The following is a 23,877-nucleotide window of genomic DNA, read 5'->3' on the forward strand; positions in this document are numbered from 1 at the left end:
CCACCATACAAAAAAAAGAAGCACCATTATGGCACTTCCTTTTTTTAAAATTAAGGCAATACCGTTGCGCCCATCAAGTAGCGGTCCACTTCTCGCGCTACTTCACGGCCTTCATTGATTGCCCAAACGATGAGGCTTTGCCCTCTCCTTGCATCTCCGGCAGCGAAAACCCCTTCGACATTCGTTTTGTATTCGCCATAAACGGCATCAATTTTTTGGTTTACTGTTTCTACGCCAAATTGAGTTAATAGCGGCATTTCGGTTCCTTCAAATCCGATTGCGATGAAAACGAATTGTGCAGGCCATACTTTTTCAGTTCCTGGAACTTCCCTGAAAATGTACATTCCGTCTTCGCCTTTGACTTTTTCCATTGAGATTGTGTGCAGTTCTTTAACGTTGCCATTTTCATCGGCTACGATTTTTTTTGTTTGGATTGAATATTGACGCGGATCTGCACCGAATTTCGCTTCCGCTTCTTCATACGCATAATCAAGGGAAAATACATTCGGGTAGGCTGGCCACATATTATCAGATGTACGGGCCGTCGGAAGGATTGGATGCTTCCCGAATTGCACGACGCTCTTACATTCCTGGCGAAGGGCAGTTGCGACACAGTCAGCTCCTGTATCCCCGCCGCCGATGACGATGACGTCCTTCCCCTTTGTGTCTATAAACTTGCCGTCTTCAAAATTGGAGTCCAACAGGCTTTTAGTCGAAGTCGTCAAGTAGTCCATTGCAAGGTGAATGCCTGATGCCTCGCGTCCTTCAATGACCAGGTCACGCTGCTTTTGGGCACCTGTGCAAAGGATGACTGCATCATATTGATTTTGCAGTTCTTCGGCTGTTATATCTTTGCCTACTTCTGTATTGGTAATGAAATCGATGCCTTCCTGAGTCAATAATTTAATTCGGCGTGCAACGACATCTTTTTCAAGTTTCATGTTCGGGATGCCGTATGTCAACAGCCCCCCTGCACGGTCTGAGCGCTCATAAACCGTGACCGAATGACCTGATTGATTCAACTGGTCGGCACTCGCCAATCCAGCCGGTCCTGAACCGATGATGGCAATTTTCTTGCCGGTCCTGCTTTCAGGGATGCGAGGCGTGATCCAGCCATTTTCAAATCCTTTGTCGATGATGGTCCTTTCAATGTTCTTGATGGTAACGGCAGGATCGCTTATCGCTACCGTACAAGACCCTTCACAAGGGGCCGGGCAGACGCGCCCGGTGAATTCAGGGAAATTATTCGTTTTCGATAAACGGTCCAATGCTTCTTTCCATCTGCCGCGGTACACCAAATCATTCCACTCCGGGATCAGATTATGAATCGGACAGCCTGTTGTCACCCGGTTCAACTCCATGCCCATATGGCAGAAAGGGGTGGCGCAGTCCATACACCGCGCTCCCTGTGTACTTAACTTTTCATCAGAGAAAGGAGCTGTATATTCTCTCCAGTCACTTAAACGAGTGAGAGGATTCCGGTCTTTTGGTTTTTCTCGAGGGTAATCCATAAATCCTGTTGCTTTTCCCATCTTTCTCTCCCCTTCCTTACTGCATCACAGCTTGTTTAGTGATTTTTTTATCTTGAATGGCATTTGCTTGGAATGCACTCATGATCGCTTCGTCATCCGTTAGCCCTGCGCGCTTCTGCTCATTGATGCTTTTGATCATCCGTTTGTAATCTTTCGGAATGACTTTTACGAATTTCTTAGCGAAATCCGCCCAGTTCTCCAGTACATACGATGCTTTGGCACTTTCAGTATAATGAACGTGGCTGTAAAGCATTTCTTTTACCTCGTTTGCATCATCCATATCATCAAGCGTCTCGAATTCTATCATTTCACCATTGCATAATGCCTTGAATTCTTCTGCATCATCTGCAAGTACATAAGCGATGCCGCCTGACATGCCTGCCGCAAAGTTTTTGCCGACGTTGCCCAGAATGACCACGCGTCCGCCTGTCATATACTCACAGCCATGGTCTCCAATTCCTTCAACGACGACGTTGACTCCACTGTTCCGTACTGCAAATCGTTCTCCCGCACGGCCATTAATGTAGGCCTCGCCGCTTGTTCCACCGTATAGGGCGATATTCCCGGCAATTACATTGTCCCCAGCCTCAATCTGATTGCCAGCAGGTGCCGTGACAATGATCTTTCCGCCAGATAAGCCTTTCCCAACATAGTCATTGACATCACCTGTCAAATACATCGACATCCCTTTTGGAATGAACGCACCGAAGCTCTGGCCCGCCGATCCCGTAAAACGGAGTGTGATCGTATCTTCAGGCAACCCTTCTTCCCCATAGCGTTTGGATACTTCACTGCCGACAATCGTTCCGACCACACGGTTCACGTTTGTAATCGGGAAGCTTACATCCACCTGGGTTTGGTCATTCAAAGCAGGCTCCACAACCGGTAAAATCTCACGGATATCCAGGGATTCATCAATTTTATGATTTTGAGGAAGTTGATACGTACGTATCCCCTCCGGTTGGAAAAGAAGTGTCGTCAAGTCCAGATGCTTCGCTTTCCAATGGTTTTGTGCCCGCTCGCTCACTTGTAAAACATCAGTGCGGCCGACCATTTCTTCCAGTGTTCTAAATCCAAGCTCAGCCATCGTTTCCCGCACTTCCTCAGCGATGAAGCGCATGAAATTCACGACATGATCCGGATCTCCTGTGAATTTGCTGCGAAGCTCAGGGTTTTGAGTAGCTACCCCGACTGGGCATGTATCCAAATGGCAAGCACGCATCATGACACAGCCAAGGACCACAAGCGGTGCTGTAGCAAAGCCGAATTCTTCCGCTCCAAGGATAGCTGCCATGACCACATCGCGTCCCGTCATTAACTTTCCATCCGTTTCAAGGACTACACGGCTGCGCAGGCCATTCAGCATCAATGTTTGGTGTGCTTCGGCAAGGCCCAGCTCCCAAGGAAGACCTGTATGTTTGATACTTGTTTTTGGTGATGCCCCCGTACCCCCATCATACCCGCTGATAACGATGACATCTGCGGCTCCTTTGGCCACACCGGCTGCAATCGTGCCTACGCCTGCTTTTGATACAAGCTTGACGCTGATCCTGGCATCACGGTTCGCATTTTTCAAATCATGGATCAGCTGTGCCAGATCTTCAATCGAATAGATATCATGATGCGGAGGCGGTGAAATCAGGCCGACACCTGGTGTGGAACCACGGACCTCTGCGACCCAAGGATATACTTTGTTCCCTGGCAGTTGGCCGCCTTCACCCGGCTTTGCACCTTGCGCCATTTTGATTTGAAGTTCATCTGCATTAACAAGGTAATGGCTTTTCACTCCAAAACGACCTGATGCAATTTGTTTAATTCCGCTGCGGCGGTCATCGCCGTTTTCATCCAGTTGGTAACGGCTAGGATGCTCCCCGCCTTCACCGCTATTGCTTTTTCCGCCTAAACGGTTCATCGCAATCGCTAATGTTTCATGTGCTTCCTGACTCAATGAACCGAATGACATCGCGCCCGTTTTGAATCGGCTGACGATGGATTCCACGGATTCCACTTCATCTATGGAAATGCTTTGGCGTTTTTGATCGAACGAGAATAAATTCCGTAAAAACCCGAGTCTCTCTTCATTCGCCAAGTTTGAATATTGCTTAAATAAATTATAGTCGCCTTTCCGGCAGGCCCATTGCAGTGTATGGATCGTTTTAGGATTGAAAGCATGATGTTCCCCTGTTTTTCTCCATTGAAAATCACTGCCGCTTTCAAGAGTTTGGTCAAGTGAATCGGCTGCAGCCTTCCTATGGCGAATCAACGCCTCATCTGCGATCGTTTCCAAATCGATCCCACTAAGCTGCGATGCCGTACCGCTGAAATAGCGTTCGATCACTTCAGCACCGATTCCGACCGCTTCGAAAATTTGCGCGCCGCGATAACTTTGAATCGTTGAAATCCCCATTTTCGACATCACTTTTACGATGCCTTCTGTCAATGAGCGTACATATTTCCTTACCGTTTCTTCGTAGCCAATGGACAAACTGCCTTCCAATACCGCCTGCTTATATGTTTCATAAGCAAGATACGGGTAAATCGCATCCACTCCATACCCGATCAGGGACGCATAATGATGGACTTCCCTCGCTTCCCCCGATTCAACGATAATGCTCACTTTCGTACGGTTCCCATGACGGATCAGCTCTTGATGAAGGGCACTCGCAGCCAGCAGGGAAGGAATCGCAGCTTTTTCTTTGCTCATATCCTTGTCAGATAATATCAAAAGGCTGACACCATCAGCGATCGCTTGTTCCGCTTCACGGCAGATGCGATCGAGTTCACTCTCTAAATCTTCTGAAAATAAAGTGTGAATGACTTTGCTCCTGAATTCAGGATAGGCATTTTCTTTCAACTGCTGCATTTGACCTGGCGTCAATACAGGTGAATCCAATTGAATGCGGCGGCTGTTCGTTTCATCCGGTTTCAGCAAATCTCCTTCCGCACCCAGAAATGTCATCGTTGACGTGACGATCTGTTCACGAAGCGAATCGATTGGCGGGTTGGTTACCTGTGCAAAGGATTGCTTGAAATAATTAAATAGCGATTGCGGGCGATCTGATAAGACCGCTAATGGAATGTCATTCCCCATGCTGCCAAGTGGATCTTTGCCTTCGTTAATGACTGGCAGTAAATATTTTTGGACATCTTCATACGTATATCCGAACGCTTTTTGCCTGAATAATAAATCACTCAATGGCTCCCCTTCGAGCACAAGTTCTTCGTCACGTAATTGAACAAGCTGTTCGTCCAGCCATTGCTGGTATGGTTTTTCCTGAGCCATTTCCGACTTGATCTCTTCATCGGAAACAATACGGCCTGCCTCTAAATCTATTAAAAGCATTCTTCCTGGGCTTAAACGATCTTTATATAATACATTCTCCGGCTCCACATCGATCACGCCGACTTCAGATGAGAAAATGATGTAATCATCTTTTGTCACATAATACCTTGCCGGCCTTAAACCATTTCGATCAAGGATGGCACCGATTTGCTTGCCATTCGTAAAGGATATGGCCGTCGGACCATCCCATGGCTCCATGAGCATGCTATGATATTCGTAAAATGCCTTCTTTTCCTTCGTCATATGCGGATTCTCCGTCCACGGTTCAGGAATGAGCATCATCGCCGCATGTGCCGGTTTACGCCCGGCAAGCACGAAGAATTCAAGTGCATTATCAAGAATCGAGGAATCACTGCCGTCTATATCCAGAATAGGCAGGACCTTTTGCAGGTCATCCCCGAATGCTTCCGATACAAACTGCTGTTCACGCGCTTTCATCCAATTCACATTGCCTCTAAGCGTATTGATTTCGCCATTATGGATCAGGTAACGGTTTGGATGTGCCCGTTCCCAACTAGGAAAAGTATTCGTGCTGAAGCGGGAATGCACTAAAGCGAAAGCCGAAACGAAAGACTCCTGTTGAAGGTCAAGATAAAAAGCATCCACCTGCTCTGGCGTCAATAATCCTTTGTATACGATCGTAGCACTTGAAAGGCTGGCAAAATAAAAACGATTGCCGCGTTCACGAGCCCAGTTTTCAGCTTGTTTTCTGATAATGAACAATTTACGCTCAAAAGCTAAATCATCGTTCATCCCTTCGCTTGCCCCGATGAATACTTGGCGGATCATCGGACATGTCTCCTTGCCGACCTCCCCGATCTTCGCTGCATCAACAGGAACCGTTCTCCAGCCTAATAACGTTTGGCCTTCTTGTTCGATAAATGCATTCAAACGGGTCTCGATTTCATTACGTTCATCATCATTGTTAGAGAAAAAGAGCATGCCTACACCATAGCGTCCTTTTGCCGGCAAGTTCATTTCCGGGCATGCCAGCCTGAAATATTCATCAGGAATCTGTACCATTAATCCTGCGCCATCTCCTGTAAGGGGATCGCTGCCTTGTCCGCCGCGATGATCTAATTGGCACAGCATATTCAGTCCTTGTTTGACGATGTCATGTGTAGCAAGCCCTTTTAAATGAGCGTATAAACCGATCCCACATGCATCATGTTCAAATTCAGGATGGTAGAGCCCTTGTGCTTTTGGTATTTGATTGTATGTCATATTAATCGCCCCCATCGTATTCTTACACCGTTATGTCACTTACATTTATTCTAGGTTTTCAAATCGATATAAACAATATATAATTCTAGTAGAATCTATCTCACTTTGAGATGAATGACAGGAGGATGAATAAATGGAACTACGACAATTACGTTATTTTGTTGAGGTCGCCGAGAGGGAACACGTCTCTGAAGCCGCAGAGCACCTGCATATTGCACAATCAGCAATCAGCCGGCAAATCTCCAGACTGGAAGATGAGCTTGGCGTTCTTTTATTCGAGAAAATCGGCCGTAATATCCAGTTAACCCCAATTGGTAAAATTTTCTTGATTCATGCAAAGACGGCGATACAGGCGATAGAATATGCCAAATATCAAATTGAGGAGTTTTTGGACCCTGAACACGGAAGCATTAAAATCGGGTTCCCGACCAGCCTTTCCACCCATTTACTGCCTACCGTCATTTCCGCTTTTAAAGATGAGCAGCCGAATATTGGCTTCCACTTAAGACAGGGATCTTATTCCTCTTTAAAGGAAGCTGTCAAAAATCGCGAAATCGGATTAGCCTTCCTTGGACCGATCCCGACAAACGATCCAGATATCGAAGGTCATATCCTGTTCACGGAAAACATTTCCGCTTTACTGCCGATAACGCACCCATTGGCCGAAAGGAAAAGTCTGCGTCTAAGTGACTTGCGAAATGATCCCTTCGTCTTGTTTCCAAAAGGATACATCTTTCACACTATCGCTCTCGAAGCATGCAAAGCAGCCGGTTTCGCACCGAACATCGCCTCGGAAGGTGAAGACATGGATTCCATAAAAGGGCTCGTATCTGCCGGAATCGGAGTCAGTCTGCTCCCTGACAGTACCTTTTATGAAGTCATTCCAAGACTGACTGTCAAAATTCCGATCGATACACCCGAAGTCAAACGGACTGTCGGCATCATCACTCCCAAAAACAGGGACTTGGCACCATCAGAAAAACTTTTTTACCAATTTGCCAAAAAGTTCTTCTCTGTTCTCGAGCAATATCAATAAAACATGGCGATCGTTCTAACCTGTGAATGTGAAGGAAGATGGGACAACCTACCTTTTCCATAAACAAGTTACTAGACAACTTACCTATAGCCCACCTTTCGAATAATTTATCAAGATTATTCGTTCAGGAGGAATTTACATGAAACCCACCCATTCACATCTTGCTTGGCATGAAACACTCGAGCTTCATGAATTGGTCGCCGCCCAGTCCAATGCCCTTATGAAATTTAAAAAAGCTTATCCCAAAATAAAAGATCCCATTTTAAAAACGATATATAGGCAAACGATCGATTCCCTTACCCAAAACATCATGGAGCTGCTGCAATTTTATCCATTGACGCCTAAGACGGGCCGGGATGACGATGTATCAAGGGATGACGCATCGGCCGCTGCTGCCGGGGAATTGCTGGGCTTTGCCAAATCATCCATCAAAAGTTATGCAGGTGCCATTACTGAAACAGCCACCCCTTCCCTTCGAAAAGTATTTAGGAAACATTTAAATGGAGCCATCGATACCCATGCCAAGATATTCCACTACCTTTATGAACGAAACCTCTATCCTGCTTACGACTTGAACCAATTGCTTCAAAATGACGTCGATGTTGCCAATAAGGCTCTTTCCCAACCATTCTAAATGCAAAAAAAAGGCAAGCATAACGATTGCTTGCCTTTTTGCCGCGTTCCGATTCCGTTTTTCATTATAATGTTATAATATATAAGAATTGGTTTTAATTAGGCAAATAGTATTCAAGAGGTGAAAAATCATGAAAAAGATCCTTTTTACCATCATCCTATCCCTGATCTCATTTTCGTTAGCCGCCTGTAAGGCTGATGAGCCAAAGTCCGGGAATAACCTTTCAATTCCTGAGTTGACAGCAAGGGAAAAATCCATCCTGGAGAATACAAGTGAACATTCCTTTCTTATCGATTTCCATGTTGATGATACATACAAGGAGATGTCCATCTGGATCGAAAAATATGAATTTGGCAAACTTGTCGAACCTGAAATGGGGCGCATGACAACTGCCATCAAAGATGATGGGACGATCATCTTTACGACCTCCAAAACGGTTGATGGCCAAAATCCATCGATGTTCCACATCAGCATTCAAAACGACAATGGTACGGATACAGCTACTTATCCTGAAACCATTGATGAAATGGAGTCCAGCGTATGGGGCAGTGCTGGCAAACTCAAAATAAACAGCACAAACAAGCTTGCATTGGCGAGTATATGCTATTCAAGCGGAAACGAAGGCATACGTTCACTTTCCACTGATTTTTATGGTGATAGTGATAGCCATATGGACGAGTTGAAGAAATACGATGTTGTCTACCTCCTAAGAAGTGAATTCACTAAATGAGCTGACAAATGCAGGGGCAAGTTGATTCGAACATTCCCCTGCATAGTTTTCCATTCTATCTTATTACCGCATCAAGACCTCCACCTTCAGTCATCTTCCTAGCCTTACATTAATCCCAATTAGCTGACCGACGAATTAAGTACATATATCCTGCATCAAGCTAAAGAAAAACTCATGCTTTAAGAGCAATTCAAGATCAAAGTGGTGGAATTGGCGGATCAAAAAGCAAATGAGAGTCCGCCAAGAGCTGACTCCCATAAATTCACAACCTCTTATTATGCTCATTATTTAAAGCTTTCACTTCTAAATTAATACCAGCTACTTTATCTTTGATACATTAGTTAAAAACGGTCATTTGATGTTTGTCACAATTAATTCAACATCCATAATAAGGGGGTTGAAGGAAGAGGCATTTGGGTGTAATCTTTAAAAATAATAAAACGGAAAGAAGATTATTAATTTGAAGAAAATCATCCTCCTCTTTGCAGCAGTAGTCATCGCGAGCTCTCTCGGACATCAAATAACCGGCGGATATATGGACCCTCGAAAATCACGCCTTAGGTATATACATTTAAAATAAGGGATCAGCTTTTTGTGCTTGATTCCTTATCATTACGGAAATCAATAAATATTAATCCCCTTAAATTAGTCACTTTCTTGATTATTTCCCGCCAATGCCAAATCACCACCTTTGATATATACCATTTTTTTCCACTTCTAATACTATCTCGATTGGTTTTTTCACATCTTATTGAATGGTTTGCAAACTTTCGGTTTCCATTTTATCCTTTATATCGATAAAAACCCGAGTCCTATCGGATGTATTTGATAGTACATAATTCCCCTCTTGTATTTCTGTATCGACCTTATAATAACCGGAATCTTTAAGGATGATTTTTTGACCCATTTTCGCTGCTTTTTCAAATTTAGATGGTCTAGATTCACATATGAAAAAGCACCGCATGCAAAACATCATTTTTATGCATTTCATCCCCCAAAACTCTTATCAAGGGCTTTAATATCATAATAGCCTTGATCGACATCTCTACCGACAGTGATATTTTGTGATTCGCCTCAACTATTGAACAGATTAATAGAACGGCGAGTACGTGAAGTTTCAGAGTATAACGCGAAACTCCAGATCTGAAATCATGCAGTGACAAAGCTTGGCAAAAACACCGCTCATCATCGAGCGATGTTTTCATTCGTTTTTCCACAAAAAAAAGCCGTTTAACCTGTAAGTTAAACGGCCTTCACCTCTTATTGCTATTTAGATTTTTTAACGGTAACTTTTGTTGCTTTTCCTGTATTGCCCGCTTTGTCTTTTGCTGAGACGTATAATGCGGATCCAGCTTTTTTCTTGCTGATTTTGATGGAGAAGTTCCCCTTACTATCAGCTTTTGCCGTTCCGATGTTTTTATTGCTGTACTTCACGGTTACGGTTGAACCGATTTCCGCTTTACCAGTTACTTTTGTTGCTTTGTCGTTTACTTCATTCACTTTCGGTGCACCTGGAGCGGTTTTATCTTTAACCGTTACTTTTGCCGCTTTTCCTGTATTGCCCGCTTTGTCTTTTGCTGAGACATATAATGCCGACCCTGCTTTTTTCTTGCTGATTTTAATGGCGAAGTTCCCCTTTTTATCAGCGGTTGCAGTTCCGATGTTTTTATTGCTGTACTTCACGGTTACGCTTGAACCGATTTCCGCTTTACCAGTTACCGATGTAGCTTTATCGCTTACTTCATTCACTTTCGGTGCATCTGGGGCTGTTTTATCGAGAACAGTCACGGTTGCCGCCTTGCTTTCACGTTTTGCTAAGTCTGTAGCTGTTACTGAAAGTTTAGTGCCGGCCTTTTGCTTGCTGATTTTCACTTTGAAATTCCCTTTGCTGTCCGTGTTACCTGAACCAATCACTTTTTTTGCACTATTTTTGATCGAGATTTTCATGTCCGCTTGTGATTGACCCGTTACATACGTATCTTTGTCACTTACAGCTTTAACAGTTGGTTTGTTAGGGGTTTCACCCTTATTCACGAATACTTTGATTGAAGATACTGCTAGTTTGGAAGAATCAGAGATATTCACAGTAAGCTGCTGCGCAGCTTTTTGGACCGGAATGGTAACGGTGAACATTCCGTTAGCTGCCGCCGTTCCTTTACCGAGCGTTTTGTTTCCGCTTTTCACTTCGATTACTGAACCTTTTTTAGCTGAACCGGTCAGTTTTGTTTGCGTATCCATAACAAGATTGACTTTAGCTTGTAAATCCACTGCACTAAGAGCGCTGTATGCATTCAGCCTTCCATATCCAGATACTAAATCTTTTCCGACAGGCAGTTCTTCTTCAGGGATTATGATTTCTCCATCTTCTGGTTGATAGTCCTCATAAGGATCTACATTATCTTCTTCTTCAAAAGCGACATATTCCGATGTCTCATGAAGAATTTCCCTTACTTCATTCACTTTCAACCCAGGGTTTCCGGATAATAACAGAGCTGTAGCTGCCGCAACATGGGGAGCTGCCATTGATGTACCATCCATGTAGGTAACATTCCCATTAGGCACAAGGCTCGGGATGCCTGTCCCTGGAGCTACCATGTCCAATTTCGATCCATAATTTGAATAATCGGATACTAAATCAAGTGCATTGGTTGCACCGACGGATATGGCGTATTTAGATGATGCAGGATAAGAAAGACCCTCCATCCCATCATTACCGCTTGCTACGACTACCATTACATTCTTGGCAGCGGCATGTTTCAAGGCATATTCAATCGTCCTGCTATATTCTCCGCCCAAGCTAAGGTTTATGACCTTTGCACCATGATCCACGGCATATTTAATGCCTAGTGCAATTTTCTCATTGTCTCCAAATCCTGAAGAGTCCAAGACCTTCACTGGCATGATTTTAGCTACTGGATTGATTCCTTGCATGGAATATCCATTATCCGCTTTGGCAGCGATGATTCCGGATACATGTGTCCCATGGCCATTGTCATCGATTGCTTTTTCTTTCTTATCGATGAAATTCTTACCTGACTCCATTTCAACGACACTCTGAAGATCTGCAAGTGAATCATCGACACCTGTGTCGATGACCGCTACCAATGTATCTTTTAAATTACGTTTCTTAATAAGGTTCTGCAGTTTTTCGTTATCGATGTCCGCGCCCTTTACGCCTTCTTCCCCACCGGCGTTATCCAAAGACCATTGATACGGTGATTGAATGTCGGCAGAAAGTGCTTTGTACGTTTTTACCGGTTCGATATATTCCACTTCTGAAAGTTTTTCGATACCGGATAGTGCCGCCGTGCTCATTTTAGCTTGGTTCTTTAACTCCACTACATACATATCATCATACAGAACCTCTTGTTGCTTAGGTGCCGATAATGTTCCATATCCTTTTCCGCTTATCTTGGATTGGACAGCGCTTAATGACTTCCCTGGTTTAAGTTTGACGATATATTTGTTCTTTACATTTTTCGAAGCCGGAAGTTCGATTCCCGCTTTGCTTGCGATATCGACGATTCTTTCACCTGCAAGCTTATCAAGATTGATTTTCTTTGCAATGGCGTCCATATCCTTTTTCAATCCGGCTGGAGCGACGTCTGTCGACTTTTTGAATAAGGCCTTAATCGCTTCTTGCTGCTTGTTGCTAATGACTGCCGTACTGCTTGCTCCATTTTCATTAAGATCCTCAATAAGGGGCTTAATCTCGACTAAGTGATTATAAACAGCTTCCCTTGCCGTTTTATTCCCGGCAAGATGAAGAGCCAGGAATGGCGAAGCTTTATAGTATAAAGAAGAAAGGGTGCGTCCCTCAGGTGACTTCGTGAGAACTTCATCTCTAAACACGCGGAGTGTTTTCAACATGGATTCTCCCGTTTTCTTATCGTTTACACTCACTTCAACCGGGCATGATTCGAGTTCCTCCCCTTCGTCCCCGGCAGATGGCGGCAATGTTACTGAATGCGCATTGATGGAGTATTCAGCTACATTTTCCGCATCCGGGATCGGATTTCCCTCATCATCCGTATCGCCGAAATATTCAACTTTAACATAATATGTGCCTTCCCAGGCATATGGGAAATCGACTACGGCTTTTTCATCAGGATAAGAAGAGACCATATAATTGCTCTCATCTTTTTCTGCTTTTTCTTTATCTTGATATACGGAGATATTCAAGATTTTGTCCGAATTGACTTCGAACTCAATATGGGAGAACTTTTGTATTTCTTCTGTTGTTGGACTGATTTGGTACCATTGAACATCCGGTTTTTCAAACTTTCCTTCCAGAGTGTCCCCATTTTTAATCGTTTTTACATTTTCAACGGGTGTTGCAGTTGCAGCTTGAGAATTTAACGGAACCATCAAGCTGAAAATCAGTGCAAAAATTAGTGCACATGCCGTAATTCGACTCACATTCTTAAATTTCACGATTTCCCCTCCAATAATTGGTTAAAAAATAACAGTACTATACCAAACTATCACACTGTAAAATTATATCAACCAATTTTTTCCCTTTTTTATGTCAAATGCTTGATTTATTTGGCCATCAAGTCGAAAAATGATTCACATGTACCAATTAAGCAAGATATTTGAGCTCCCCATGGTCATCTCATGACGATAGTCGTTTCCAACATTCGATAGATTCAAATCGGTGAAAATCCTAACATGACCTATTTCCTATGGCGATGACAGCGAAAAAAAGCTGCCCCAGCAGTAAAAATATCCGGGACAGCTTGCAATCATTTTTATTTAGTTTGCGACGATATTGACTAATTTGCCTGGTACGGCAATCACTTTACGAATGGTTTTCCCATCGATTTGTTCTTTGATGGAATCATCACCCATCGCGATTTCTTCCAGTTTTTCTTTTGTGGTGTCAGTCGGCACCATTAATTTCGCTTTGACTTTTCCGTTGATTTGGATGACGATTTCGACTTCGTTATCCACTAACTTCGCTTCGTCGAAAGCCGGCCATGTTCCGTACGTGATGCTTTCGGAATGGCCCAGTTTAGACCAAATTTCCTCAGCGATGTGCGGTGCAACTGGTGCAAGCAGCTTTACGAAGCCTTCGATATATACTTTAGGAAGCGAATCCGCTTTATAAGCATCATTAATGAATACCATCAATTGTGAAATCGCCGTATTGAATTTCAATTCCTCATAGTTCTCGGTCACTTTTTTAACCGTTTGATGATAGACTTTTTCGAGCTTGCCCGTGTCATCCGTTTCTGTCATCTTATCTGTGATCGTACCGTCATCGTTGACCAATAAACGCCAGATACGGTCAAGGAATCTGCGCGAACCGTCCAATCCGTTTGTGGACCAGGCAATCGAAGCATCCAATGGTCCCATGAACATTTCGTACATGCGAAGTGTATCGGCACCATGGCTTTCAACGATATCATCCGGGTTCACGACATTCCCTTTGGATTTACTCATTTTTTCATTATTCTCGCCAAGGATCATTCCTTGGTTGAATAGGTTTTGGAATGGTTCCTTCGTTGGCACGACACCGATATCATACAGGAATTTATGCCAGAAACGAGCGTAAAGCAAGTGAAGTACCGCATGCTCGGCGCCGCCGATATAAATGTCGACCGGCATCCATTCTTTTAATTTTTCAGGATCTGCAAGTGCTTCCTTGTTGTTTGGATCGATATAACGTAGGAAGTACCAGCTGCTGCCTGCCCACTGTGGCATCGTGTTTGTCTCACGGCGCCCTTTCCGTCCGTTTTCATCCGTTACATTCACCCATTCCGATATGTTCGCAAGTGGTGATTCTCCTGTACCTGAAGGCTTGATGTCCGTAGCTTTCGGTAAAATCAATGGAAGATCTTCTTCCTTCATTGCAGACATCGTGCCGTCTTCCCAATGGATGATCGGAATCGGTTCACCCCAGTAACGCTGACGGCTGAATAACCAATCGCGAAGGCGGTATGTTATTTTCTTCGTGCCGATTTCTTTTTCTTCCAGCCATTTTATCATGGTCGAAATAGCTTCTTCTTTATTCAATCCATCAAGGAATTCCGAATTCACATGAAGTCCATCGCCTGTATATGCTTCACTTGTCACGTCTCCGCCAGCTACGACTTCCTTTATCGGCAAGTCGAACTTGACTGCAAATTCATAATCACGCTCATCATGGGCAGGAACGGCCATGATTGCACCTGTTCCGTAGCTGATCAACACGTAATCGGCAATCCAGATCGGCATTTTCTCGCCGTTTACCGGGTTAATGGCATAAGCCCCCGTGAACACGCCTGATTTATCCTTTGCCAAGTCTGTTCTTTCCAAGTCGCTTTTATGTTTCACTTCATCTAAATAGGCCTCAACTGCTGCCCTTTGATCAGCCGTCGTGATTTTATCGACAAACTGATGTTCAGGTGCCAATACGGCATATGTTGCACCGAATAACGTATCCGGACGAGTCGTGAACACCGTGAATATTTCATCAAAGCCATCGATATTGAATGTAACCTCCGCTCCCTCGGAACGGCCAATCCAGTTACGCTGCATATCCTTGATGTTTTCCGGCCAATCCACATCATTCAGATCGTCGATTAAGCGGTCTGCATACGCCGTGATACGAAGCATCCACTGTTTCATCGGACGGCGCTCGACCGGATGGCCCCCACGCTCACTTTTCCCATCGATGACTTCTTCGTTAGCCAATACCGTGCCAAGTGCCGGACACCAGTTAACGGCCACTTCATCAATATATGCAAGGCCCTTTTCATATAATTTCAAGAAGATCCATTGCGTCCATTTGTAATAGTCTGGATCTGTCGTATTTATTTCGCGATCCCAGTCATAAGAAAAACCAAGGGCTTTGATTTGGCGGCGGAACGTGTTGATGTTGTGCTCCGTGAATTCAGCCGGATCATTTCCCGTGTCGATCGCATATTGCTCTGCAGGAAGTCCAAAAGCGTCCCAGCCGATCGGGTGCAATACATTATACCCCTGTGCCCGTTTCATCCGTGCCAAGATATCGCTTGCCGTATAACCTTCCGGGTGCCCTACATGAAGACCGGCCCCTGAAGGGTATGGGAACATATCCAGCGCGTAGAATTTGCGTTTGCCGCTTTCTTCACCCGTTTTGAATGTCTTATTGCCTTCCCAATACTTTTGCCATTTCGTTTCTATGCTTCTATGGTCAAAACTCATATGATTTCCTCCTAATTTCCGTATAAAAAAACAATAAAAAACCCCTCATCCCAAAATAGGGACGAGAGGATTATGTATATCTTCCCGCGGTACCACCCACATTGGCGATAGCTAAAATCCGCCCAGCTTAAAACATCCGTAACATGGATTAAAACGCCAGGCATTACTTTTCACCTTCACACCCGGGACTCCAAGGCGAGTTCACGACCATCCCAGGTTGACTTGCACCATCCGTCAACTCTCTATACTGGTTTAAACCGCTACTATTCCTCATCACAGTCTTTATGAGAATATTGCATTTTATTTTATTCTAGTCAATTTCACCGACAATTGCAATAGCCGTACATAAACATTATCGACAGGTTTTTCATTATATATGCGAATTAAAGAAAAATTGTGCAAAAAAGGGAGCTATTCTTTCATAGCTCCCTTGCTTCCATTTAATGTCGCAGTAAGATCATTTCATTCCTTAATTGATTCAACTGCTGCTTCATCCGCGAAAGCATTTCCCGTTGCTGGTCATTCGAACTGGCATACAATCGCTCCATATCCGTCAAAGCCTCTTCGATATACCTTTGCGAATTTTGAAATTGTTCATCATCATAATGCTCCTGCCGTGAGGCCTCGTTAAATTCATACTCTGCAAAATGGAGAGCCCCTTCACATTGCTCTAAAAAATGATCGACGGATTGTCTGGTTGCCATTTCAAACCCTCTCCTTCGCGTCTCATTTGGATGATTCGGAATCATCTTGTCTAGTTTGAGCAAATAACGGTTGGATTATCATTTTTTTTTGAGCATTCATCCTTTATCCCAAAACTTCTCACCTTGATGGGAAATGAACTGCTCGATCCATTCAGCAAAGCCCATATGGAGTTTCTCGCCTTCTTCAAAATCATCGATATGGCCTTTTACCATTAAATACTCCTTATCGCCTTTAGCGACTGCTTCCCCATCGATGACGATATTATCTTGATAAATGCAGGCCACTTTATAGCATCCCTCGTAGGAATTTTCATATGTGTAATTAATAATATCATCCAGACTGTATAAATCATTTTCCCCACCCGATTCCACATTATCGAACAGACGGCATCCATTGGTTATTTTTAAAAACTCCTTATAATCCTCGGGCAGAAGCAGTCCGGTTTTCTTTTCAAAGGAATGAATTTGTTCATCCGAAGCAGGTGAATTGAAGGTGCAAGTGGCTTTGTATATGAACCCATCTTCATTTACTTCGATCACCTGATTATTTTCGGCTAATTTCTTTTTCATTTGATTAATCGCTTCTTCAACTTGACCGGTCATGTCCATCAGCTCCCGATTGGATATAGTCATTCAAAGATATACTGGAAATAGCAGCAAAATGTTTAGCCTTCAAGTATACAGTATACGCTTATTTTTCGAAAAAAGACCTAGCTGCGAGAATGTTGTATAATATATGTTGCTCTTTATTTTATTTAGGAGGTTGCTGATTTGATTCAAGCAAACCCGTTTATATATGCAACGGATAACAAACGATATCATACATGGAATTACCACCTGAGGGAACATTTTGGACATAAGGTCTTTAAAGTTGCCCTGGATGGCGGTTTTGACTGTCCGAACCGTGATGGTACCGTCGCACATGGCGGCTGTACCTTCTGCAGTGCCTCAGGCTCTGGTGACTTTGCGGGCAACAGGGTTGAACCCCTCGACATCCAGTTTAAGCAGATCAGCGAACGGATGCATCATAAATGGAAAGATGGAAAATATATGGCCTATTTCCAAGCGTTCACGAATACGCATGCACCCGTGGCAGAGCTTCGCGAGAAATATGAAAGTGTATTGACCCAGGAGGGTGTCGTCGGACTCTCGATCGCGACACGCCCGGATTGCCTTCCAGATGATGTAGTCGAGTATTTAGCGGAATTGAACGAACGCACCTACCTTTGGGTGGAGCTTGGTCTCCAGACCGTTCATGAAAAGACCGCAACGATGATCAACCGTGCCCACGACTTCGATTGCTACAAAGAAGGCGTCGATAAACTGCGCAAACACGGCATCCGCGTATGCTCCCATATCATCAATGGCCTCCCTCAGGAAGATTACGGCATGATGATGGAAACAGCCCGTGAAGTCGCCAAACTCGATGTGCAGGGGATAAAGATCCATTTACTTCATTTATTAAAAGGGACACCGATGGTCAAACAATACGAAAAAGGCCTGCTCGAGTTTCTTGACCGTGACGATTATGTCAGCCTGGTATGTGACCAGCTCGAAATAATCCCTCCAGAAATGATCGTCCACCGCATTACGGGTGACGGTCCGATCGATTTGATGATCGGCCCAATGTGGAGCGTCAATAAATGGGATGTCTTGAATGCCATTGACGCCGAATTGAAACGCCGCAACAGCTGGCAGGGAAAAAATCATCACACGGAGGTACAATCATGAAGCTTGATCGAATTTTGCCTTTCGCCAGGATTCTGCTGGAAAAAGCGGTCCGCCCCGGGGATATAACCATAGATGGCACGATGGGCAACGGTTTTGATACGGCCTTTCTTGCAGGGCTTACAGGTGTAAACGGACATGTCTATAGTTTTGATATTCAGAAAGAAGCGCTCCATACCACAGCGGCGAAACTGGAAGCAGAAAATTTACAAGAGCGCTGCACTCTCATTCACGATGGGCATGAACATTTAAGCAAGTACATCAAGAATGAACATTCAGGAAAGGTCACGGGTGCCATTTTCAACCTAGGCTACCTTCCTGGCGGGAACAAATCAATCATCACCCAAGCAGATACGACGATATCAGCCATTGAACAGCTGTTCGAACTGCTTGCGCCTGAAGGCATCATCATCCTCGTCATTTACCATGGTCATCCAGGGGGATCGGAAGAACGGGATGCATTGATGGATTATGTTGAGAACTTCCCTCAACAGAAAGCCCATATCCTGAAATACGGGTTCATCAACCAAGCAAACAATCCGCCATTCATTGTCGCGATTGAAAAGAGATGAGACTTTTGACACCGTTCGATACGAACGGTGTTTTTTTAAAACAACTTGCATGCAGCAGAATTACCAATCATAACTTTTTGAATTTTTAGTCTATAATGATTATAATGATAAAAATTAGATAAGAGGGTGCAGAAAATGGAACATTTGCCTACTTCATTACTGACGGATATATTGACTGAAAACATCAAAAGGGATTCAAGTGAGCAATACGGGGATTTTGTCAGCTCGCTTAACTCGTTGACAGAAAAACAAAGAACCATGGAGGACCTCAAACAATTCGATCATCAGTTTGATAAATTCCTGCCACAGCTTGATTTAATGATTTCCACCCAAAACCATGAAGCGATCATGAATATGAAAGCGACGCTTTTGGACCTATTCGCCAATGACTTGACCTTCAAATCCATTTATCTTCTATCGACCGCATTATCCAATAAAAAAGAACTTACACATTTAAACCAATTTATGTATCCGGTTACTTTCTGGGCACCGGTCATCAAATCGAACGAAATGCTTAAAAACGCAGGCTGATCCAAATAAAAAAGCTGCCGAGATCTATCTTCGGCAGCTTTTTCATTTATCGTGACAGTATGTACTGATCAAACGACATACCCTAATATCTTTAAACGGTTTTCAACAAAACTCAGCGCATATTGAAATACATCATCACGCTCTGGTTCATTGAAGATTTCATGATATAGCTTCGGCCATTCCTTATATTGCTTTTCACTGGCCAAGTTATAATTAAACCACTCACGAACCGCCTTCTTATTCACGATTCGGTCATCTCCGCCCTGCATGACCAAAAGCGGCACATCCTGAAATTCAGGAATCTCTTCAAAAGCATCCTTCATGGCCTGTGCCAGCTCGCGATACCATCGAATCGAAACCTTCGTGATATATAATGTATCGTTTCTATCGGATTCACGAATTTCCGCACTTCTCGTCGCCATTTCAGGTGTCAATCCGGAATCTACCCTGAACTGAGGCATCACGATGTTCAAACCATGAGAGATGGTTGTAAGGAACTTCGGCGGCTTCGTCACGAGGCCCAAGCAAGGAGAAGAAAGTATCACCCCTGCAATGTCCCATTCCTCTTCCTGAAGAAGGCGGATCGAAATCAAACCACCCATGCTGTGTCCAAGTAAAAAGACCGGCAACGAATATTCGTAAGCCTCTTCTATCCAGCTTTTCACCTCGTCCAAATACTCATCAAAGGAATCGATATGTCCCCGGTAGGCGCGAGTTGTCATACCCTGCCCAGGAAGGTCGCCCATGACGACATGGTATCCAGCTGAAAGCCACATTTGTGTTACCCACTTATAACGTCCGTGATGTTCCATTGCCCCATGAATGATGACAATGACGCCTTTTGCGTCTCCTTCTGTCTCCCATTTCCACATACGAAATCCCCCTTTCGCTTTTCACTTGTTGTGTACGATCCATGATAGTCAAAATAATATATATAAATTATAACCATATTCGCGATTTTCGACAAAAAAGAAATCTAACAAGTTGTACATTGCTATTATAAATAGCCAAGTGTATTTGCATACGGTATATTAAAATAATACATAAAAACATTCACTTCGGAAAGGAAATGATTGAAAATGATTATTTATCCGTATAAAGGCAAAGAACCTGAAATCGCTGAAAGCGCTTATATTGCTGAAAATGCTGTCGTGACAGGTGATGTCAAAATCGGCGACGAAACATCAATTTGGTTCAATTCCGTCATTCGCGGGGATGTATCCCCAACCATTATCGGGAAAAAAGTCAGTATACAGGATAACAGCGTCCTGCACCAAAGCCCAAATAATCCATTGATCATCGAGGATGAAGTAACCATTGGCCATCAGGTCATTTTACATAGCTGTAAAATCCGCAAAGGAGCTTTGATCGGCATGGGATCGATCGTACTTGATGAAGCCGAAATCGGCGAAGGGGCCTTCATCGGTGCCGGCAGTCTCGTTCCCCAAGGCAAAGTCATTCCACCGAACATGCTGGCATTCGGACGTCCAGCTAAAGTCATTCGCGAAATCAATGAAGAAGACCGCCAGGATATGGAACGCATCGTACGTGAATACGCCGAAAAAGGCCAATACTATAAAACGGCGGAACGAATAAAGTAACTCACGATCAATTGACTGAAAGTTACGAGTATTGTACTGAAACTCACGAGTATACGGCTCTAAATCACAAGTAAATGCTACAAACTCACGAGTAAACGCTACAAACACGCGAGTAAACGTTCCAAACTCACGAGTAAATGCTACAAACTCACGAGTAAATGCTACAAACTTACGAGTAAATGCTACAATCTCACGAGTAAACCGCTCTAACTCACGAGTAAATGCTACAATCTCACGAGTAAATGCTACAATCTCACGAGTAAATGCTACAATCTCACGAGTAAACCGCTCTAACTCACGAGTAAATGCTACAATCTCACGAGTAAACCGCTCTAACTCACGAGTAACTGCTCTAACTCACAAGTAAATGCTACAATCTCACGAGTAAACCGCTCTAATTCACGAGTAAATGCTACAATCTCACGAGTAAACCGCTCTAACTCACGAGTATACTGCTCTAACTCACGAGTCAATGCTACAAACACACGGGTAAATGCTACAATCTCACGAGTAAACCGCTCTAACACACGAGTATACTGCTCTAACTCACGAGTTAATGCTACAAACTCACGAGTAACTGCTCTAACTCACGAGTAAATGCTACAATCTCACGAGTAAACCGCTCTAACTCACGAGTAAATGCTACAATCTCACGAGTAACTGCTACAATCTCACGAGTAAACCGCTCTAACTCACGAGTATACTGCTCTAACTCACGAGTATACTGCTCTAACTCACGAGTATACTGCTCTAACTCACGAGTATACTGCTCTAACTCACGAGTATACTGCTCTAACTCACGAGTATACTGCTCTAACTCACGAGTAAACCGCTCTAACTCACGAGTATACTGCTCTAATTCACGAGTAAATGCTACAATCTCACGAGTAAACCGCTCTAACTCACGAGTAAATGCTCTTACTCACAAGTAAATGCTACAATCTCACGAGTAAACTGCTCTAATTCACGAGTCAATGCTACAAACTCACGGGTAAATGCTACAATCTCACGAGTAAACCGCTCTAACACACGAGTATACTGCTCTAACTCACGAGTTAATGCTACAAACTCACGAGTAACTGCTCTAACTCACGAGTAAATGCTACAATCTCACGAGTAAACCGCTCTAACTCACGAGTAAATGCTACAATCTCACGAGTAAACCGCTCTAATTCACGAGTAAATGCTCTAACTCACGAGTAAATGCTACAATCTCACGAGTAAACCGCTCTAACACACGAGTATACTGCTCTAACTCACGAGTCAATGCTACAAACTCACGAGTAACTGCTCTAACTCACGAGTAAATGCTACAAACACGCGAGTAAACGTTCCAAACTCACGAGTCAATGCTACAAACTCACGAGTAGTTGAACCAAACAAACTTGTAAACGCCCCTGACTCACGCGTATTGCACGTAAGTTGAATTTCTTTGATTTCTTGAATTATTCCCGCTGACGGCAAAATTAATCCATAAAAAAGGTGCCCCGCTAATTGCGGGACACCTTTATTTATATGGATTACGCTTGTGCTTTTAATGTTTCTGCTTTGTCCGTGCGTTCCCATGGAAGATCGACATCTGTACGGCCAAAGTGTCCGTAGGCAGCTGTTTGTTTGTAGATTGGGCGACGAAGGTCAAGCATTTTGATGATACCAGCTGGACGAAGGTCGAAGTTAGCGCGAACTAGGTCAACAAGGACTTCTTCGCTAACTGTACCAGTTCCGAACGTATCAATTGAGATGGATACTGGCTCTGCCACACCAATTGCGTATGCCAATTGAACTTCCGCTTTGTCGGCAAGGCCGGCTGCCACGATGTTTTTCGCAACGTAACGAGCAGCGTATGCAGCAGAACGGTCAACTTTAGTAGCATCCTTACCAGAGAATGCACCGCCGCCGTGACGAGCGTATCCGCCGTAAGTATCAACGATAATTTTACGTCCAGTAAGACCAGCATCCCCTTGAGGTCCGCCAATTACGAAACGGCCAGTCGGGTTGATGAAGTATTTAGTATCGGCATCAATCAATTCAGCTGGAACGACTGCTTTGATCACATGTTCTTTTAGATCGGCTTGAATTTGTTCAAGCGTAATTTCTGCATCATGCTGTGTAGAGATAACGATCGTATCTACACGTACAGGAACGTTATTTTCATCATATTCCACAGTTACCTGTGTTTTACCATCAGGGCGTAAGTAAGCAAGAGTTTCATCTTTACGAACTTGAGCCAAGCGGAATGAAAGTTTATGCGCCAATGAAATCGGAAGCGGCATAAGCTCTTCTGTTTCATTACAAGCAAATCCGAACATAAGACCTTGGTCCCCTGCACCGATTGCATCGATTTCTTCCTCTGACATGTTTCCTTCACGAGCTTCCAATGCTTTATCAACACCAGCTGCGATATCGGCAGACTGCTCATCAATGGAACTTAACACGGCACAAGTTTCAGCATCGAAACCGTATTTCGCACGTGTGTAGCCAATTCCTTTAATTGTATCACGAACGATACGCGGAATATCCACGTAAGCGGACGTTGTAATTTCACCAGCAACAAGTACAAGACCTGTAGTTACGCTAGTTTCACACGCAACACGTGCATTTGCATCCTTAGCTAGGATAGCATCTAAAATGGAATCTGAAATCTGGTCACAAATTTTGTCCGGATGGCCCTCTGTAACAGATTCAGAAGTAAATAGACGTTTCTTTGACATCATATTTCCTCCTTGGAAGTTAGTATATTGCAGGCAAAAGCCTGATTTTTACGGAACTCGTTTCCCTCATTAGTTTCAACTATAGACACAGAATTACTTATAAAAACACAAAAACCTTCCCTGGCAAATGAGGAAAGGTTTAACATTCTGTCTTCTATCCTTTCACTCTTATCGTTCAAGGGTTTTTTACCTTGCTCAGGTTAGCACCATCACCACTATTCCTTGAAGAACTTCGCTTTATTTTCGGCGATCGATCTTGGAGTCAAGTTCAATATGGCAGGTTGCTGGGTTTCAAAGGGCCTGTCCCTCCACCAACTCGGGATAAGAGAATCCGTACAATTTAAGATATTATCGTATCTGG

At 43.8% G+C, this 23,877-nt stretch carries 16 protein-coding genes, 1 riboswitch and 1 other annotated feature; of the genes, 7 read left to right on the forward strand and 9 right to left on the reverse strand.

The window, feature by feature from the left end:
- Positions 1-50 precede the first annotated feature (50 nt).
- Together gltD and gltB are read right to left on the reverse strand one after the other, a co-directional pair.
- A complete protein-coding gene (gene gltD / locus QNH43_RS24460; RefSeq protein WP_283916060.1) occupies positions 51-1,532 on the reverse strand; it encodes a glutamate synthase small subunit in 1,482 nt (493 codons plus the stop codon).
- Positions 1,533-1,548: 16 nt separating this feature from the next.
- Entirely contained in the window at positions 1,549-6,099 is a 4,551-nt protein-coding gene (gene gltB, locus QNH43_RS24465; RefSeq protein WP_283916061.1) for a glutamate synthase large subunit, read from the reverse strand.
- 133 nt (positions 6,100-6,232) lie between these two features.
- On the opposite strand from gltB, the gene QNH43_RS24470 reads away from it, so the two are divergent.
- From QNH43_RS24470 to QNH43_RS24480, 3 genes are all read left to right on the forward strand, one after another.
- The gene (locus QNH43_RS24470; RefSeq protein ID WP_076370054.1) at positions 6,233-7,135 is read left to right on the forward strand and encodes a glutamate biosynthesis transcriptional regulator GltC; all 903 of its coding nucleotides are present in this window, start codon (positions 6,233-6,235) and stop codon (positions 7,133-7,135) included.
- Between the two features lie 139 nt (positions 7,136-7,274).
- A complete protein-coding gene (locus QNH43_RS24475; RefSeq protein ID WP_283916062.1) occupies positions 7,275-7,769 on the forward strand; it encodes a spore coat protein in 495 nt (164 codons plus the stop codon).
- Positions 7,770-7,899: 130 nt separating this feature from the next.
- Positions 7,900-8,499 (forward strand): hypothetical protein, encoded by a 600-nt coding sequence (locus QNH43_RS24480; RefSeq protein WP_283916063.1) that lies wholly within the window; start codon positions 7,900-7,902, stop codon positions 8,497-8,499.
- Positions 8,500-9,247: 748 nt separating this feature from the next.
- On the opposite strand, the gene QNH43_RS24485 is transcribed toward QNH43_RS24480, so the two are convergent.
- From QNH43_RS24485 to QNH43_RS24505, 5 genes are all read right to left on the reverse strand, one after another.
- Positions 9,248-9,490, reverse strand: coding sequence for a hypothetical protein (locus tag QNH43_RS24485; RefSeq protein ID WP_283916064.1), 243 nt, complete (start codon positions 9,488-9,490; stop codon positions 9,248-9,250).
- A 275-nt stretch (positions 9,491-9,765) separates the two neighbouring features.
- The gene (locus QNH43_RS24490) at positions 9,766-12,933 is read right to left on the reverse strand and encodes an Ig-like domain-containing protein (protein WP_283916065.1); all 3,168 of its coding nucleotides are present in this window, start codon (positions 12,931-12,933) and stop codon (positions 9,766-9,768) included.
- Positions 12,934-13,254: 321 nt separating this feature from the next.
- Positions 13,255-15,669: a leucine--tRNA ligase gene (gene leuS / locus QNH43_RS24495; RefSeq protein ID WP_283916066.1), complete on the reverse strand. Its 2,415-nt coding sequence runs from the start codon at positions 15,667-15,669 to the stop codon at positions 13,255-13,257.
- A gap of 54 nt (positions 15,670-15,723) precedes the next feature.
- Positions 15,724-15,955 (reverse strand) — a binding site (T-box leader).
- Positions 15,956-16,109: 154 nt separating this feature from the next.
- On the reverse strand, positions 16,110-16,373 hold the full coding sequence (locus QNH43_RS24500) for a DUF2524 family protein (protein ID WP_076370043.1): 264 nt from the start codon (positions 16,371-16,373) through the stop codon (positions 16,110-16,112).
- Between the two features lie 96 nt (positions 16,374-16,469).
- Positions 16,470-16,976 carry an SMI1/KNR4 family protein gene (locus QNH43_RS24505; protein WP_063234889.1) on the reverse strand — a complete coding sequence of 169 codons (507 nt, stop codon included), beginning with the start codon at positions 16,974-16,976 and terminating at the stop codon, positions 16,470-16,472.
- A 168-nt stretch (positions 16,977-17,144) separates the two neighbouring features.
- On the opposite strand from QNH43_RS24505, the gene QNH43_RS24510 reads away from it, so the two are divergent.
- From QNH43_RS24510 to QNH43_RS24520, 3 genes are all read left to right on the forward strand, one after another.
- Complete coding sequence (locus QNH43_RS24510; protein WP_283916067.1) at positions 17,145-18,104, forward strand: tRNA modification radical SAM protein MnmL/YtqA; 960 nt, start codon at positions 17,145-17,147, stop codon at positions 18,102-18,104.
- Positions 18,101-18,673: a tRNA 5-(aminomethyl)-2-thiouridylate-methyltransferase MnmM gene (locus QNH43_RS24515; RefSeq protein ID WP_283916068.1), complete on the forward strand. Its 573-nt coding sequence runs from the start codon at positions 18,101-18,103 to the stop codon at positions 18,671-18,673. The genes QNH43_RS24510 and QNH43_RS24515 overlap by 4 nt, the downstream gene beginning before the upstream one ends.
- 135 nt (positions 18,674-18,808) lie before the next feature.
- A complete protein-coding gene (locus QNH43_RS24520) occupies positions 18,809-19,204 on the forward strand; it encodes a hypothetical protein (protein WP_283916069.1) in 396 nt (131 codons plus the stop codon).
- Positions 19,205-19,272: 68 nt separating this feature from the next.
- Here the strand turns inward: QNH43_RS24520 and QNH43_RS24525 are convergent, their stop codons facing one another.
- Positions 19,273-20,076, reverse strand: coding sequence for an alpha/beta hydrolase (locus QNH43_RS24525; RefSeq protein WP_283916070.1), 804 nt, complete (start codon positions 20,074-20,076; stop codon positions 19,273-19,275).
- Positions 20,077-20,286: 210 nt separating this feature from the next.
- Between QNH43_RS24525 and QNH43_RS24530 the strand changes: the two genes are divergently transcribed.
- Positions 20,287-20,805, forward strand: coding sequence for a gamma carbonic anhydrase (locus QNH43_RS24530; protein WP_063234974.1), 519 nt, complete (start codon positions 20,287-20,289; stop codon positions 20,803-20,805).
- A 1,520-nt stretch (positions 20,806-22,325) separates the two neighbouring features.
- On the opposite strand, the gene metK is transcribed toward QNH43_RS24530, so the two are convergent.
- Positions 22,326-23,519, reverse strand: coding sequence for a methionine adenosyltransferase (gene metK / locus QNH43_RS24535; protein WP_096340908.1), 1,194 nt, complete (start codon positions 23,517-23,519; stop codon positions 22,326-22,328).
- 162 nt (positions 23,520-23,681) lie between these two features.
- A riboswitch (SAM riboswitch) is annotated at positions 23,682-23,844 on the reverse strand.
- Between the last annotated feature and the right edge of the window lie 33 nt (positions 23,845-23,877).

The sequence above is a fragment of the Peribacillus simplex genome (assembly GCF_030123325.1).
In the GTDB taxonomy this organism is placed as follows: Bacteria; Bacillota; Bacilli; order Bacillales; family DSM-1321; genus Peribacillus; species Peribacillus simplex_D.